A 15,309-nucleotide genomic window follows, 5' to 3' on the forward strand; every position below is an offset into this window, starting at 1 on the left:
CTTAAGTACGGCCTTGACGAATCATTTTGACACGCTCGGACGAAGTGTTTCAAGAAGGGATTAAATAGAAGAAGATAGGAGTCGCACTTAAGGGTATAGACCATTAGAGAAACCCTAAATAAAGGAGACTGAAATCATTTGAAAACATTTAGTGAATTCGGCTTAGAGCCAAAGGTACTGCGCGCCATTACGGAAATGGGCTTTGAAGAATCGACTCCGATTCAGGAGAAAGCCATTCCCGTCGCCATGGAAGGCCGCGACCTGATCGGCCAAGCCCAGACCGGTACCGGTAAAACTGCGGCGTTCGGCATTCCGCTCGTGAACAAGATCGACGTGAAGGAAGAACGCATCGTCGCCCTAATCATGTGCCCGACCCGGGAACTCGCGATTCAGGTAGCCGAGGAAATCGAGAAGCTCGGACGATTCAAAGGCATCCGTTCCCTGCCGATCTACGGCGGCCAAGACATCGTGAAGCAAATCCGCGCGCTGCGCAAACGTCCGCAGATCATCATCGGTACGCCGGGACGTCTGCTTGACCATATCAACCGCAAGACGATCAAGCTCGACGACGTCCAAACCGTTATTCTCGACGAAGCGGACGAAATGCTCGACATGGGCTTCATGGACGATATCCAATCCATACTGTCCCTCGTGCCTGAAGAACGCAACACCATGCTGTTCTCCGCAACGATGCCGATCAATATCCAGAAGCTGGCTCAACAATTCCTGCGCAATCCGGAGCACGTATCCGTCATTCCGAAGCAGGTCAGCGCGCCGTCCATCGACCAGGCTTACATCGAGCTTCACGAGCGTCAGAAATTCGAAGCGCTGTGCCGTCTGATCGACATGGAAGCTCCTGATCTCGCCATTATTTTCGGACGTACGAAGCGTCGCGTCGACGAACTGGCCGAAGCGCTTCAGAAGCGCGGCTATACCGCCGAAGGATTGCACGGCGACCTGTCGCAGAACCAACGCGATAACGTGATGCGCAAGTTCCGCGACGGCAGCATAGACGTGCTTGTGGCAACGGACGTGGCTGCCCGCGGTCTCGATGTATCCGGCGTAACGCATGTTATCAACTTTGACCTGCCGCAGGATCCGGAAAGCTATGTTCACCGGATCGGCCGTACAGGCCGTGCGGGCAAGGAAGGTGCAGCTTATACTTTCGTCACGCCGCGCGAGATCGATCATCTTCACTTCATCGAGAAAATTACGCGTCATCGCATTACGAAAAAGCCGATTCCTAGCCTTGCCGAAGCCATCGAAGGCAAGCAAAAGGTAACGGCGGAGCGCGTGCTTGAAGTGCTTCAAGGCGATGAGCACAACGAATACAGAGGTCTGGCGATCTCTCTTCTCGAGCAGCACGATTCTGTTCACCTGCTCGCTGCTGCCCTCAAACTTCTGACCGGCGACAAGAAGAACGTCGAGATCGAGCTGACGCCGGAGGATCCGATCCGCGCGAAGAAAAGACGCCCGGATGTACGCGGCTCCGGACGCAGACCGTCCGGCGCTTACAGCACGGCCGGCGGCGCACGCCGCAACGGCGACCGTCCTTACGGCGATCGCGACAACCGCGGCGGCGGCTACAACCGTGACCGCGGCGGTTCCCGTCGGGATGGCGGCGGCGGTGGCGGCTACCGTGAGAACCGCGACTATCGCGGACGCAGCGAAGGCCGCGACAACCGTGGCGGCGGCGGATATTCCCGTCCGACCAACCGTTCCAACGAAGAAACGTTGGTATAATCCAGCTGAAGCAAGCGCGAACCGATTCGCGCTTGCTTTTTTTTCAGTACAGCTTCGCATCAACCTTGATAAACGCGCTGGTCCTTGTAAGACAAGGACGGCGTAGCCGTTTATCCTGGAGGACGTTACGCTTAAGTGGGGGAATATGGAAGTGAGTTGATATTTATCGCGTGGAGTATAGGATATGAGCTTGAGTCTTTTGGTATTGACGGCTACCTACGCGCAGCAAAATAGGCTATAATAATACATATCTATGAAGGAGGGCATCGGATTGGAATTTCGTGGAATTATGGGCGGATTTTACCGCATTTCCGAATGGATTATGCGCCTGTCCGTCATCAACGTGCTTTGGATTATTTGCGGGATTCCCTTCTTTCTTTTGGGGCTGATCCTACTGCAAGCGCAATCAACGGATCAGGTGCTGCAGACACTGATCCTCATGGCGGTCGTTTCGCCATTCACTTTATTTCCGTCTACCGCTGCGATGTTCGTGGTGGCGCGCAAATGGCTGACCGGAGAAGAAGATACTCCGCTGTTCAAAACGTTTTTCCGAGGGTATAAAGAGAACTTCGTGCAGAGCATGCTGGGTGGCTTCATCTATATGCTGCTGGCCGTCATTCTTTACACGAATTTCCGGTTCTACGGAACCCAAGGCGGATCCTTCGGCATCCTGCGGTTTCTGGTATTATCCTTGAGCGTACTTCTTTTTATCTCGTTCTTTCATTTCTTCTCGATCATGTCGCATCTGCACATGAAGCTGCTGCAGATCGTCAAGAACGCGCTCTTGATCACGATCGGCAACCCGATACGTTCAATTTCGATGATCATTTTGAACGGAACCGTCATTTACGTCAGCTTAGCGGTGTTTACTTTCTTGATTCCCTTCTTCATGGGAAGCTTGATAGCGGTCGTATCGTTCTGGCACTTCAATTTGATCTTCGGCAAGCTGCAGGAGAAGCAGCAGGAGATGGCCGAGAAGGAAGCTCTCGAGGCGGAAGAAACGGCCAAAGCGGAGTTGCCGGAAGGAGAGCCTAAGGCTTATGGGGAATCCGGGAGCCATCCGTTAACGGAAGGTCAATCCTCGGACAAGCCGGACAAACAGGGCAAGCCGGAGTAACCCATCGTCGTTCGTTTCATAATAGGGCTTACTTTTCCTGACAATCCATCCCTATTCAGCGGTCATGAGGTTTACTTTCGTGTCGGAAAAACATATAATAAAAATACAACAAAATCCTGCGATGTGCGTTTCGGTTTTAAGTTGTTTTGAACCAATGACTGTTTCTAGGGAGACCAACATCGAATCGCGGCTGACACGCCCTCGAAAAGGGACTTCAAAAACGATTCTGCGGACACCCACCTGCGAGAGCGGGTTTGAAACACAAAATCGGACGGCATATGCGGGTTTTTTTGTGCCGATTTTCGATCAGAGAAGGGATGTTGGAGATGAAGCTGTTCATTGACACCGCGAATGTGGACGAGATCCGGAAAGCGCATGAGCTTGGAGTAATTGCCGGCGTAACGACGAATCCGTCGCTTATCGCAAAAGAAGGAAGAGACTTTTTCGCAACGGTCAAGGAGATTGCATCCATCGTAGGCAACCTTCCGATCAGTGCGGAAGTCATCAGCTTAAAAGCGGATGAAATGGTGGAGCAGGGCAAGAAACTGGCGGGTCTTGGCGAAAACATCGTGGTGAAGGTACCGATGACCGAAGACGGTTTGAAGGCCACCAAACGCTTTACGGAGATGGGCATCAAGACGAACGTCACGCTCATTTTCAGTTCCACGCAAGCGCTGCTCGCAGCACGCGCAGGAGCTACCTATGTATCTCCGTTCGTCGGCCGATTAGACGATATTAACCAAATCGGGATGAACCTGATTAAGGAAATCTCCAATATCTTTGCGGTACATAACATCAGCTCGGAGATTATTACCGCATCGGTACGCCACACGGCTCATGTCATTGAAGCTGCAGTGATCGGGGCGGACATCGCTACGGTTCCTTATAAAGTCATTCAGCAAATGGTGAAGCATCCGCTGACCGACGCCGGAATCGAACGATTCCTGGCCGATTGGGAAGGCGCCAAGCAAAGCGTGTTCTAAATTGTTCAAGTGAACAAGCCTGTAGGCTCCGTCGGAGCTTACAGGCTTGTTTTGTTATCATGGGGCGCTAAATATATAAGCGGACTGCCGATTTCAGATTGACGAGAAACCCTAATATGCTGAAAAAAATGCCAAAGGTGTAGGTGGGGTATCCCCTGTAGGAGCGATAGCGTCCGCCTTTGTTATCGGAAAATTACCGCTGTATAACGTATTAATTGAAAGTTTTACGGGTAACAACAGCGGCCGGAAGGGGATACCCCACCGGGTACCAAGGCAGATTTCTTTATTTCATGGGTTTCTCTACAGCCTGTAAGCGGACTGCCGCTTTCTTTTCGTTTGGTTAGTTTTCGTTTACGAGATCGGTCAATTGATGGAACGTATCCTTCAGCGTTCCATACAGCGTGCGGTAAATGGCATAGTAGGCTTCGTATCGTTTCCGGGCGGCCGGATTCGGCTCAATGCTCTCCTGGATGCGGATCCAATCCTCGCAAAGGGAAGGAATATCGCGGCCAAGTACGCCGGAGGCTGCCATAACGGCTGCGCCGTAAGCCGGGCCTTCCGTGGAGTTGACGGTGACGACCGGCAGTCCGAAGATGTCGGCGATCATCTGGCGCCAGAACCGGCTGCGGGCGCCGCCGCCGCTCACCCGAAGCTCTTGAATCACAATGCCCGAAGCTTTCACCAATTCCATGGAATCGCGCAGCCCGAACGTGATGCCTTCTAGCACCGAACGGGTCAAATGGGCCTTCGTATGCCGCAGGTTCAGCCCGATGAATCCGCCGCGGGCCTTCGGGTCGGGATGCGGGGTGCGCTCGCCGGTCAAATACGGCAGGAAGAGCAGGCCCTCGCTGCCGATGGGGGCTTGCTCCGCCAAGGCCGTTAAATATTCGTAGACGTCGCGGCCTTCCGTCTGTGCCTGCTGCAGCTCTTCAAAGGCGAAGTGGTTGCGCCACCATTGGAAGGAGCCGCCGGCGGCCAGCATAACTCCCATCCGATGCCAATTGCCCGGCACGCCGTGGCAGAAGGAGTGCAGACGACAATCCGCATCCGCTTGATACGTGTCGTCGTGGACGAACACGACACCGGACGTACCGAGCGCCACGGAAGCGATGCCTTCGCGCACGACGCCGACGCCGACCGCGCCACAGGCTTGGTCTCCGCCGCCGGCTACGACAGGCGTGCCCGCTGCGAGGCCGGTCAGTGCCGCAGCCGCCGGCTGCACGTGGCCCGCGATGTCGTTGCTCTCGTAGAGTGGAGGCAGCCATTCGGCGGGAATACCCAGCCTCTCCAGCACCTCGGTGGACCAGCGGCGGTTCGCCACATCCAGCAGGAGCGTGCCGCTTGCGTCTGCGAGGTCCATGCCGAACGCTCCCGTCAGCTTCAAGCGTACATAATCTTTGGGCAGCATCAAATGGGCTGTCCGTCGGAAATGCTCGGGCTCATGGTTTCGCAGCCATACCGCCTTCGGAGCGGTGAAGCCGGTCAACGCCTTATTCCCCGTCAACCGTCCGAGTTCTTCGGCGCCAATCGTTTCCTCGATCCATGCGCATTCCGCCGCCGTGCGTTGATCGCACCACAGGAGGGCGGGACGGACTACGTTCAGTTCCTTATCCAGGAAGACGGAGCCGTGCATTTGGCCCGACAGGCCGATTCCCGACACCTCATCTCCGGAAATGCCGCTGCGTTCCAGCAGCTGGCGTATACAGGCCGCGGTGCCGTTCCACCAATCCTCCGGATGCTGCTCCGCCCAGCCGGGCTGCGGCTGCAGCAGCGGATACTCCAGGCTGAGGCTGCCTTTTACCGTGCCGCCGGCATCTACGAGAATACACTTTACTGCCGAAGTCCCAAGATCAATCCCCAAATAATAAGTCATCTGATCACCTCATCGGTTTTATCTTATTCCAGTAACTTTGTTTAATAAATAAACAAATGATGTTATACTATATTCGCAGCCGGGAATGAAATTCCTGCTTGCGTTTCCGCTGCAGCTCTAAATATTGTCTTCACGTTCCGCATCCGGTATCATGAATACCATGCAAGAAACCGTGTCGAAATCTGCTAGACGCTTGATTGGACTTCATAGGATGGTGAAGCTTTTTGAACAAACCGGCATCGGGCGACAGCTCTTTTTTGAAAAATATGAACAAATCGACGCTCTTGAATATGGTGCGGGCCCAAAGGGCGGTTTCGCGCGCGGAGCTGGCCAAACGCACGAAGCTGACGAGGGCTACGGTCTCGGCCTTGGTGGAAGAATTGATCGAGGAGCATCTCGTCGTCGAGACAGGGACAGGAGAATCGAGCGGCGGCCGCAAGCCGGTCATGCTCGAGCTGAATGCCTCGGCAGGCTGCGTGATCGGTATCGATCTTAGGGTTACGAATCTGCTGATGCTCGTCACGGATATGCGCGGAGTGGTTCTGAAGAAGCAGGTGATCTCTTATGATTCGGATCCGGGCGGCGCTGCCGGACCCGATCGGCGGCTGAATCAAATCATTGGAGTACTGGAGGAAGCCGTAATCGCACTTCCCGAGTCGCCGCTGGGGCTCATCGGCGTCGGAGTAGGGATTCACGGCTTTGTGGAATATCCTTCCGGACGTATCGCATTCATGCCTCATACGGGATGGAAGAATCTGCAGTGGAAATCGGTGCTCGAGGAGCGTCTGGGCGTACCGGTTCTGATCGACAATGAGGCGAATCTTGCCGCGCTCGGAGAGTGGGAGTACGGGGCGGGCGCGAATCCCGGCTGCACGAACATGCTTTACCTCAGCGTAGCGGGCGGGATCGGGGCAGGACTCATTCTGAACGGAGAGCTGTTCCGCGGGGGCGGCGGCTTCGCCGGAGAAGTCGGGCATACGACGCTGGAAACAAATGGCCGTCCCTGCTCCTGCGGCAACAAGGGCTGTTGGGAGCGGTACGCTTCCGAGCAGGCGGTGGCGGGCGAGCTGGGGCTGTCTTATGCCCCCGGCATCACGGAGGAGCTGCTCCGGCGCATGAAAGAGAAGGACGCCGAGGTGCTGGCCGCTCTTCAGCAGGCCGGAGCCTATCTCGGGATCGGCATCGGGAACATGATGCATACGCTCAATCCGCAGATGATTGTCATCGGGGGCTCCATGAGCCGGTATGCCTCCTGGCTTCACGACAGCCTGCAGCAATCGCTGCAGGCGCGATTTTCTTACCTGTCCTCGTTCCGTGTGCAGGTGGATTATTCACAGCTCGGGGAGGATGGCTGTGCGCTCGGAGCGGCAACCTCTCTTATCCGCGAGAGACTTCGGCTCCAGCCTGCGAATTCGTAAGCTGGAGCCGCATTTCGTGCCAGGCGATGCCGCCATGGGTGGAGGCTGATGGCTTGTCGTATCGGCAGCCCAGCGCTTCATAGAATGGAATCAGCGGCGCTTCACACATGAGCAGCACGGCTTCCAGACGATCCCGGACGGCTTGTTCCTTCACGGCCTGCATCAACGCTTTGGCGATGCCCCGGCCCCGGTAGGCGGACGAAACGGCTACGGTTAGCACAACGAAGTATCGTCCCTGCTCGTCGAAGCCTTCCATTTGCTTCGTGCCTTCCTCGTCGATCCGGTCATGTGAGAGCCTGACGCCGTTGGTAACGCCGACAAGATCTCCGTTCTCCGTCTCGGCGATCAGGAAGTAGCTGCCGAACGTTTGCTGTCTAAGCCGGAATGCTTCCCTGGAAGCGGCGGCCTCCGGCGTATAGGATGCTTCCTCAATGGTATAAGCCCGATCGGCTTCGGTTTGGTTTGCTGCGGGACGAATGATCATGGCAACCTCCTGGGATTTTGTTTCTCCCACTATAGCGCAATCGGTTCGGGGAAGACAAGCTGCGGGTTTTATGGATAAAATATGAACGAATTGACCATTTCCTCTTTCTCTTCCCGCCAATCAATGATATGATTGAACATAGTGTTAATCGGACACGTTGTACTTCATTGACTTTGCTTGCGGATCAATGCCCAAAGCAAGACTTAATAGGAGGGAAGGCTTTGTTGAAGCGCACCTTAATCGGACTCATTCGCAGCCATGAAACGACAGGAGAGAAAGCGAAGGATCCGGCTCTAAAGACCCGATACTATAAAATTTCCATGGATCAGGCTTGGGACGAAATCATTAATATGTTCAAAAAGCTGAGCGGGTACAAGCTGCTTCATGAAGTAAGAAACGTCGGAGAAATCGTTGTGGAGAAGAGAACGATTACAGGACGTACGCAGGACATTACGCTGACCTTGTTCTCGATCAATCCGCTCAAGACCGCGGTCGACGTATATTCCGCTTCCCGGGGCTCGCTTGGTGACCTTGGATCCAATTACAGGACGATACTGGACATTTACCGCCATATCGACAAGCGGCTTGCCGCACATAAAATAAACCAGTAACGAGTACAAAAAAACAGCGTGGAAGCGTCGCAACGCATCCCGCTGTTTTTATTTGTTGATAAGAGTTTATAAGTTTTCGTAGCTTATAGCTTCGCATCAACCTTGGTAAACGCGCTGGTCCTTGTAAGACAAGGACGGCGTAACCGTTTATCCTGGGCAGGGAAAACCCCGGGGGTATGTAACGCTTAAACGAGCTTCTTCACTGCTTCGATCGCTGCTTCGTAGTTCGGATGCTCGGTCATCTCAGGCAGGTACTCCACGTATTGGATCGTGTCGTTCGAGTCGATGACGAAGATGGCTCTGTGCAGCAGGTGCAGTTCCTTCTGCAGTACGCCGTATGCAATGCCGAAGGAGTGATTCTTGTAGTCGGACAAGGTTACGACCTTGTCGATGCCGGCGGCGCCGCACCAGCGGGATTGCGCGAACGGCAGGTCTACGCTGATCGTCAGTACGATGACCTTGTCGCCAAGCTTGGCAGCTTCTTCGTTGAAACGGCGGGTTTGCGCGTCGCATACGCCGGTATCGAGGGAAGGCACTACGCTGATTAGCTTGACTTTGCCGGCATAGTCATCTAGAGAAACCGTTTCGAGCAGATTCTTGTTAACCGTGAAGTTCGGTGCCTTGTCGCCCGCTTTCAGCTCGGGTCCGATCAGGGTAAGCGGATTTCCTTTGAATGTTACTGCGCCAGTACGCTCTTGAGCCATGGTTAGGGCCTCCTCAATGATTGAGATGATTGGTAATCCACCGTTAAATATTATAAACTTTCTACAGGGAGCTTGTCCAATGGACATACAATAAAGGAGAATACCTAAGTGGAACTCAGACAGCTGCAGTATTTTGTAAAGGTAGCCCGCAAACAACATGTGACGCAAGCGGCTGAGGAGCTGCATGTCGCACAATCGGCCGTCAGCCGGCAAATTCATCAGCTGGAGGAAGAGCTTGGCGTGCAGCTGTTCGTGCAAAAAGGGCGCAATCTGCAGCTGACATCGGTAGGAAAGCTCTTTCTCGGACGGGTGGAGGGAATACTGACCGATCTCGAACGCGCTGTGAATGAAATTCACGAATATTTAGACCCCGAATGCGGCGAAATCCGAATCGGCTTTCCCCACAGTCTCGGCATTTACCTTCTGCCTACCGTGGTGGCGCATTTCCGCAAAAATTATCCGAACGTCAAATTCCGTCTCCGGCAGGGGACGTTCAATAGCTTGATTCGGGACGTATATAAAGGCGAAATCGATCTGGCGTTCATTTCACCTTTTCCCGACAAGCATGAGCATGTGACAGGAGAGCTGCTGCTGAACGAGGAGCTGTACGCGATCGTTCCCCAGGGGCATGTGCTGGCGGAATACCAGACGATTCGTCTGGAGCAGCTGAAGGACGATTCCTTCGTCATGTTCAGCGAAGAGTATTCCCTGCGCACCATCGTGCTTGACGCGTGTCAGCAGGCGGGCTTCAGCCCGCAGATCGGCTTTGAAGGCGAGGAGACCGATACGATACGCGGGCTGGTTGCGGCGGGCATGGGCGTCAGCCTGCTGCCGGAGATGGCGCTGATGGAAATCAGCGAGCTGCAGCCGGTGAAGGTGCGCGTAACGGAGCCGCAAGTGACCCGAAGCATCGGACTTGTGCACCGCAAAGGAGAGAAGCTTCCACTGGTCGCGGAAGTGTTCAGACAATTTCTGCTTGATTTTTTCGGGCATTAAACACGGCGAACCGGCTCAAGGCGCTGTCCGTCCATCCGGAAGCCTTGAGCCTTAAGTTCGTTTGTTGATTTAGAACCGGCACTCCTTCTCTTGCCTGCCGGTTAGAATGAGAACAATAAGCTGAGGGTCAATGCGCCTAACAGCCAATCCATTAACGGCACCTGCGACCAACGGGTGCCGTTCGCATTCCGCTCAGCCTCTCTGGCATGTTCTAACATTTGCATTTCCAAATCGAACGGATTCAGCATGATTACCCCTCCATAGAGCGCCTTACGCTTTTAAGCATCGGCTTGACTCCGAATGTAGCGGCGTTAAGCTTGCCGCTTTCTGATTCTCATTATAGCTTGATAAAGATGAATAAAAAGTGTAGCATATTTTATTATTTCTTCATCTTTTGTCGAGAGGAGGAATGTCTGCTGGACTTCTATTATTTACAGCTGCGCAAGCGCTATCCCGGTGTCCGGGAGCGTGAGGAGCTCCCTATTACGCTGCCGGAGCTGGCCGGAATTTTTCAATGCTCGAGCCGGAACGTGAATCTGGTGATTAGGCGGATGGAGGAGGCGGAGTGGATCCGGTGGATACCTGGCCGGGGCCGCGGGCATCTGTCCAGGATCGTCTTCCTGGTGCCGGTGGAGAGCGTTGTGCTGGAGAGGGCGCAAGGCTTTGTGGAAAAAGGCGACATTCAGCAGGCGTTCGCTTTCCTGGAGGAGCAGTCGCATCTGCCGTCGGTCAAGGACCGGTTCGTCTACTGGCTCGACACCCATTTCGGATACCGCCCCGAGGTGAAGGGAGAGGAACGGACCGATGCGCTTCGCCTGCCTTACAGCAAGCCGGTTCATTGTCTCGATCCCGCAATGCTGACCTTTGTGGTCGAATCGCACATAGCACAGCAAATTTTCGATACGCTGGTGAAGTACAATCTTAAGACGGAAGAGATCGAAGGCGGCTTGGCTCATTATTGGACGACATGCGAGAATGGGACGCGTTGGACATTTTATTTGCGCAAAGGCGTTTATTTTCACAACGGCCGGGAAATGACGTCCCACGATGTCCGGTTTACGCTGGAGCGGCTTCAAAGCGAGGAGCTGCGCTCTCCGTTTCGCTGGCTGTTCTCCGATGTGCTGGAGGTAAGTACGGTCGACCGGTATACCGTGTCGATGAAGCTCCGGCGGCCTAACCCGCTGTTTCTTCATCATTTGAGCTTCGACCGGGCTTCGATCGTGCCCGAGGATGCCGTGAGCCAGCTGGGACCGGCCTTCCGCCGCACCCCTGTAGGGACGGGGCCCTTCAAGGTGCAGCAGCATGACGAGAACATGCTTGTGCTGGAGGCTTTCTCCCGCTATTACGATAAGAGGGCGCACCTGGATCGCATCGAGATCTGGTACACGCCGGAATTGATGCGTAAAGCCAGCTGCATCGATTCTCCTGCTTATATGATGCGGTATCAGGAAAACCGCGGATCGGAAATCCCGAAGGATTGGAAAGTGATCGAAACGATCGGACGGGACTGCAGCTTTATTATATTTAATCTCAATATTCCCGGACCCCAGCGGCAGCTGGCCTTCCGGAAGGCGTTCATGCACGGGGTGGACCGGCAGCGGTTGATCCCGCCGGGCGAAGAAGAGAGGACGGCGTTTGCCAGGTGGTTTTACGCCGTGGACCAGGAACGCAGCAATACCGATGACCAGTATGAACCTATTCTGGCGAGGCGGTATTTGGCTGAGAGCGGCTACGAGGGCGAGACGTTGATCTTGTCGGTATCGAAAGGATTCGCTGAGATGGCGGAAGCGATTGCTTCCCAGCTTGCCGGTATCGGAATCCGGATCGAGATCCGGGAGCTTGTTCCCGGCTGGCAGGACTACGGGTTCGATCCGATCCGCAGCGCTCATCTCAGCTTAAGACGCAATGTGCTGGATCACGATCTGGAGCTGTCGATCATCGAATTGTTCCTCTCGGATCAATGCAGCGTTCGGACTCATTTGGGGGAGGAGCTGCAGCAGCAAACCGATTGGCTGATCAGCCGCATGTATCAAGAAGGGTCTCCGCTGACGCGGGAGGGCTATTTGAACCGGCTGCAGCAGCTTATTCGCGAGGAGGCCCATGTCTTTTTCCTGTTCCAGCATACGCAGAGGACCGTATTTCATCCTTCCCTAAAGAACGTGTCTTTGAATGCCCTGGGCTGGGTACAGTTCCGCGAGCTGTGGTTCGAGCCGATAGCTCATTGACCTCTTGATGGACGCTCGCGCAGCCCGTCTGCCGATTTGCGCGGGGTAGGCTAGGCTTCCGGAGCATCCATTGAACACAAAAAGTCCTGCCGATGTGTCACCGGCAGGTCTCTTTTGGTTGATAAACCTTGATAAACGCGCTGGTCCTTGTAAGACAAGGACGGCGTAGCTGTTTATCCTGGCATGATTTAATCGTCGTTGCGGTTGGTGAAGATCATGATGTACTTGAGCAGCTCGAGCACCGAGATCAGCGCAGCAGCCACATAAGTGAGCGCGGCGGCGTTCAGCACCTTCGCAACGCCCCGTTCTTCGTCATTGGTGATGTAGCCTTCGGCCACCATCAAATCCCGGGCGCGGCTGCTGGCATTGAATTCGACCGGCAGCGTCACGATTTGGAAGGCGACGGCTGCGGAGAAGAAGATGATCCCGATGCCGAGCAGGAAGTTGAACTGCTGGAAGAACAAGCCTGCGAGAATGAGCAGCGGGGCGACACCCGAAGCAAAATTCACGACAGGAAACATATTATGGCGAAGGGCCAGCATCGGATAATGCACCTTGTGCTGGATCGCGTGGCCGACCTCGTGGCAGGCGACCGATACGGCCGAGATCGTGCTTTCATAGTAGACCGGCTCGGACAAGCGGACTACCCGCTGCGTCGGATCGTAATGGTCCGTCAGGGCGCCGGGTACCGGCTCGACCGGCACATCGTACAATCCGTTGGCATCCAGCAGGCGCCGCGCGGCTTCATATCCGGTCATTCCGGATTGAACCGGTACATCGGACCACTTGTTGAAGGTCCCCTTCACCCGAAACTGAGCCCAAAGCGAAAGGCCGAAGGCGATAAAAATCAAAATATCCATTGGGTGAAAAAACATTGAGCGCTCATCCTCCAAGTAATGAATTAGGAAAGGGGGCTTTTGCCGAGCAGCAGCAGCAGCGCCTCGATGCAGGCTGCGGCGGACGGGGTCAGCATCTTATGAAGATTCTTGAGCTGGGACGGCTTCAGCTTCTCAACAAGCACTTCGGCTTCCTTCGCTTCCTTCTCGACCTGCTGAATGAGATGCTGTAAGGATGTAAGCTTATCTGTCACCAGATCATCGTGGCTTACCTTATTCCATTGGGCCAAGGAAGCCTTGATTTCTTCTAAGGTATATTTCTCCCTTTTCATACTTTCAATACGTTTCAGCCGGGCTAAGGTTTCATCGTTGTACAAGCGATAATTCGTATCGGAACGCTTCTCCGGCTCGATCAGTCCAAGCTTGGTATAATAATCGATTGTTCTGGGGCTGACTTCCGACAAACGGGCCAGCTCTCCAATTTTATAAAGATTCATAACCCCATAATTCTCACCTCATTAATGGAATGTAATGAATTGCTCTTGTCTCGCACTGGTTTCAAACGCTTCTTATATAGTATGATACTCCATCAAAAACCGTACAGTCAAACGTTATGCTTTGGTTAAGCTTTCATGGAAGTGATGCAAACGCTCAAGCAGGTTCATGTTAGGTTTAAATGCGCCTAAACTAAAGGAGCTTCACGTAGCTGGCCTTCTTTCATGTCATGTTTACCATGTATTTCATAAAATATGGACAACAAAACCGAACTATGCATATTATATGTTAGGTTATTTTTCGTTTTTAACGGTTTGTTAACGAAAAACCTATTGCCAAAACCATATGAGCTGTATATAATGACATTAAGGATTTCAAAAAATGTTATAAAAACTAACATTGATAAGGAAGTGGTCACGATGTTAAAGAAATTGCTCTTTTCCGCCGGACTCATGTCAGTTCTCGTGCCGAGTATGGCATTTGCCGCTGACGATGCGACGCCGGCTCAGCTCCAAAGCGCTATTGACGCCGTGTGGGTCATGCTCGCCGCCATCCTCGTTATTTTCATGCAAGCGGGCTTTGCGCTCCTCGAAGCCGGCTCGACACGGATGAAAAATGCGGGCCATGTTGCAGGGAAAACGGTTCTTACGTTCGGTCTTTGCGCCATCGCCTTTTGGGCTGTCGGCTTCGGGCTCGCTTTCGGCGACGGCAACAGCTTCTTCGGAACTACAGGGTTTTTCCTGAACGGCTCGGAGGATCAAGCCAAGGCTGCCTTCAGCTCGCTGAGCTTCTCCGATATTCCGATTGCGATCAAGTTTTTGTTCCAGTTAGCTTTTGCGGGCGTATCTCTGGCTATCGCCTGGGGCGGCTTCGCAGAGCGCGGCAAGCTGCCGGTTTACTTTATCTTCGGCATCTTGTTTACGGTCATCATTTATCCGGTTGTAGCCCACTGGGTATGGGGCGGCGGGTGGTTATCCAAGATCGGCATGCAGGACTTTGCAGGCTCGACGGTCGTTCACCTGCAAGGCGCTACAGCAGCACTCGTAGCTACGTTGCTCCTCAAGCCGCGGATCGGCAAATATAACAAAGACAAGACGCCCAACCTGATTCCGGGACATAACCAAGTGCTTTCGGTGCTCGGCGTTATCATTCTCTGGATCGGCTGGTTCGGCTTTAACCCGGGCTCTACGCTCAGCGCCATGGGCGACGGCTTCTTCGGCTACATCGCGATGACAACGAACCTGGCGGCAGCGGCTGGTGCGGTAGCGGCCCTCGTGGTATCCTGGATGTACTTCGGCAAGGCGGATATTCCCAGCATGCTGAACGGCGTACTCGCGGCACTTGTGGCCATCACCGCTTCCTGCGCCTTCGTAACGCCGAGGGATGCAATTATCATCGGCGCGGTCTCCGGAATCCTTACCTTCTTCACTTCGCAGTGGTTTGAGAAAGCGGGTATCGACGATCCGGTCTTTGCCTTCTCCGTACACGGTATCGCTGGGATTTGGGGAACGCTGTCTACCGGGCTGTTCGCAACGCCGGAGCTCGTTGCGAAGGTGGCGGTAGGTAAGCCGGGCTTATTCTACGGCGGCGGACTCGAGCAATTGGGCGTGCAGGCGCTGGGCGTGTTCGGAGCCTTCCTGTTCGTACTCGTCCTCTCGTTCATCATCCTGTACATCTTGAAAGCGACGATCGGTCTTCGCGTAACGGAAGAAGAAGAAATTATCGGTTTGGACCTTTCCGAGCACGGCACGTACGGTTATCCCGAGCAAATGAAAAAAGCTCAAGCCGGCGGAGCGGCCCAAACCGTCTAAGCGGAAAAAATAA

The 15,309-nt window shown here is 54.2% G+C and carries 14 protein-coding genes and 1 other RNA gene; 9 read left to right on the plus strand and 6 right to left on the minus strand.

The features are described from left to right. Positions 1-138 precede the first annotated feature (138 nt). The 4 genes from O9H85_RS06490 (at position 139) to fsa (ending at position 3,843) form a co-directional block, all read left to right on the plus strand. Positions 139-1,743, plus strand: coding sequence for a DEAD/DEAH box helicase (locus tag O9H85_RS06490; RefSeq protein ID WP_269880466.1), 1,605 nt, complete (start codon positions 139-141; stop codon positions 1,741-1,743). A 271-nt stretch (positions 1,744-2,014) separates the two neighbouring features. Further along, positions 2,015-2,860, plus strand: coding sequence for a YesL family protein (locus O9H85_RS06495; RefSeq protein ID WP_269880467.1), 846 nt, complete (start codon positions 2,015-2,017; stop codon positions 2,858-2,860). Positions 2,861-2,970: 110 nt separating this feature from the next. Then, positions 2,971-3,151, plus strand: a non-coding RNA gene (gene ssrS / locus O9H85_RS06500) — 6S RNA. Between the two features lie 35 nt (positions 3,152-3,186). Beyond that, positions 3,187-3,843 (plus strand): fructose-6-phosphate aldolase, encoded by a 657-nt coding sequence (fsa, locus tag O9H85_RS06505; RefSeq protein WP_269880468.1) that lies wholly within the window; start codon positions 3,187-3,189, stop codon positions 3,841-3,843. 340 nt (positions 3,844-4,183) lie between these two features. On the opposite strand, the gene xylB is transcribed toward fsa, so the two are convergent. Continuing rightward, the gene (gene xylB, locus O9H85_RS06510) at positions 4,184-5,716 is read right to left on the minus strand and encodes a xylulokinase (protein WP_269880469.1); all 1,533 of its coding nucleotides are present in this window, start codon (positions 5,714-5,716) and stop codon (positions 4,184-4,186) included. Between the two features lie 224 nt (positions 5,717-5,940). Between xylB and O9H85_RS06515 the strand changes: the two genes are divergently transcribed. Continuing rightward, positions 5,941-7,134, plus strand: coding sequence for an ROK family transcriptional regulator (locus O9H85_RS06515; RefSeq protein WP_269880470.1), 1,194 nt, complete (start codon positions 5,941-5,943; stop codon positions 7,132-7,134). Here the strand turns inward: O9H85_RS06515 and O9H85_RS06520 are convergent. Beyond that, on the minus strand, positions 7,094-7,618 hold the full coding sequence (locus O9H85_RS06520; protein WP_269880471.1) for a GNAT family N-acetyltransferase: 525 nt from the start codon (positions 7,616-7,618) through the stop codon (positions 7,094-7,096). The genes O9H85_RS06515 and O9H85_RS06520 overlap by 41 nt on opposite strands. A gap of 221 nt (positions 7,619-7,839) precedes the next feature. Between O9H85_RS06520 and O9H85_RS06525 the strand changes: the two genes are divergently transcribed. Then, positions 7,840-8,229 carry a DUF1499 domain-containing protein gene (locus tag O9H85_RS06525; RefSeq protein ID WP_269880472.1) on the plus strand — a complete coding sequence of 130 codons (390 nt, stop codon included), beginning with the start codon at positions 7,840-7,842 and terminating at the stop codon, positions 8,227-8,229. A 185-nt stretch (positions 8,230-8,414) separates the two neighbouring features. Here the strand turns inward: O9H85_RS06525 and tpx are convergent, their stop codons facing one another. Continuing rightward, positions 8,415-8,933 carry a thiol peroxidase gene (gene tpx, locus O9H85_RS06530; protein ID WP_269880473.1) on the minus strand — a complete coding sequence of 173 codons (519 nt, stop codon included), beginning with the start codon at positions 8,931-8,933 and terminating at the stop codon, positions 8,415-8,417. 108 nt (positions 8,934-9,041) lie between these two features. Here tpx and O9H85_RS06535 point away from each other — a divergent pair, with 108 nt between their 5' ends. After that, positions 9,042-9,929 (plus strand): LysR family transcriptional regulator, encoded by an 888-nt coding sequence (locus O9H85_RS06535; RefSeq protein ID WP_269880474.1) that lies wholly within the window; start codon positions 9,042-9,044, stop codon positions 9,927-9,929. Between the two features lie 101 nt (positions 9,930-10,030). Here O9H85_RS06535 and O9H85_RS06540 read toward each other — a convergent pair whose 3' ends face one another. After that, the gene (locus O9H85_RS06540) at positions 10,031-10,177 is read right to left on the minus strand and encodes a hypothetical protein (protein ID WP_269880475.1); all 147 of its coding nucleotides are present in this window, start codon (positions 10,175-10,177) and stop codon (positions 10,031-10,033) included. A 105-nt stretch (positions 10,178-10,282) separates the two neighbouring features. Between O9H85_RS06540 and O9H85_RS06545 the strand changes: the two genes are divergently transcribed. Next, positions 10,283-12,154, plus strand: a complete 1,872-nt coding sequence (locus O9H85_RS06545) for an ABC transporter substrate-binding protein (protein ID WP_269880476.1) — start codon at positions 10,283-10,285, stop codon at positions 12,152-12,154. A gap of 188 nt (positions 12,155-12,342) precedes the next feature. Here the strand turns inward: O9H85_RS06545 and O9H85_RS06550 are convergent, their stop codons facing one another. Continuing rightward, the gene (locus O9H85_RS06550) at positions 12,343-13,029 is read right to left on the minus strand and encodes a zinc metallopeptidase (protein WP_269880477.1); all 687 of its coding nucleotides are present in this window, start codon (positions 13,027-13,029) and stop codon (positions 12,343-12,345) included. A 26-nt stretch (positions 13,030-13,055) separates the two neighbouring features. Beyond that, a complete protein-coding gene (locus O9H85_RS06555) occupies positions 13,056-13,487 on the minus strand; it encodes a MerR family transcriptional regulator (protein ID WP_269880478.1) in 432 nt (143 codons plus the stop codon). Positions 13,488-13,904: 417 nt separating this feature from the next. Between O9H85_RS06555 and O9H85_RS06560 the strand changes: the two genes are divergently transcribed. Further along, positions 13,905-15,296 (plus strand): ammonium transporter, encoded by a 1,392-nt coding sequence (locus tag O9H85_RS06560; protein WP_269880479.1) that lies wholly within the window; start codon positions 13,905-13,907, stop codon positions 15,294-15,296. Positions 15,297-15,309 lie beyond the last annotated feature (13 nt).

It is taken from the genome of Paenibacillus gyeongsangnamensis, from assembly GCF_027533625.1.
GTDB classification, from domain to species: domain Bacteria; phylum Bacillota; class Bacilli; order Paenibacillales; family NBRC-103111; genus Paenibacillus_G; species Paenibacillus_G gyeongsangnamensis.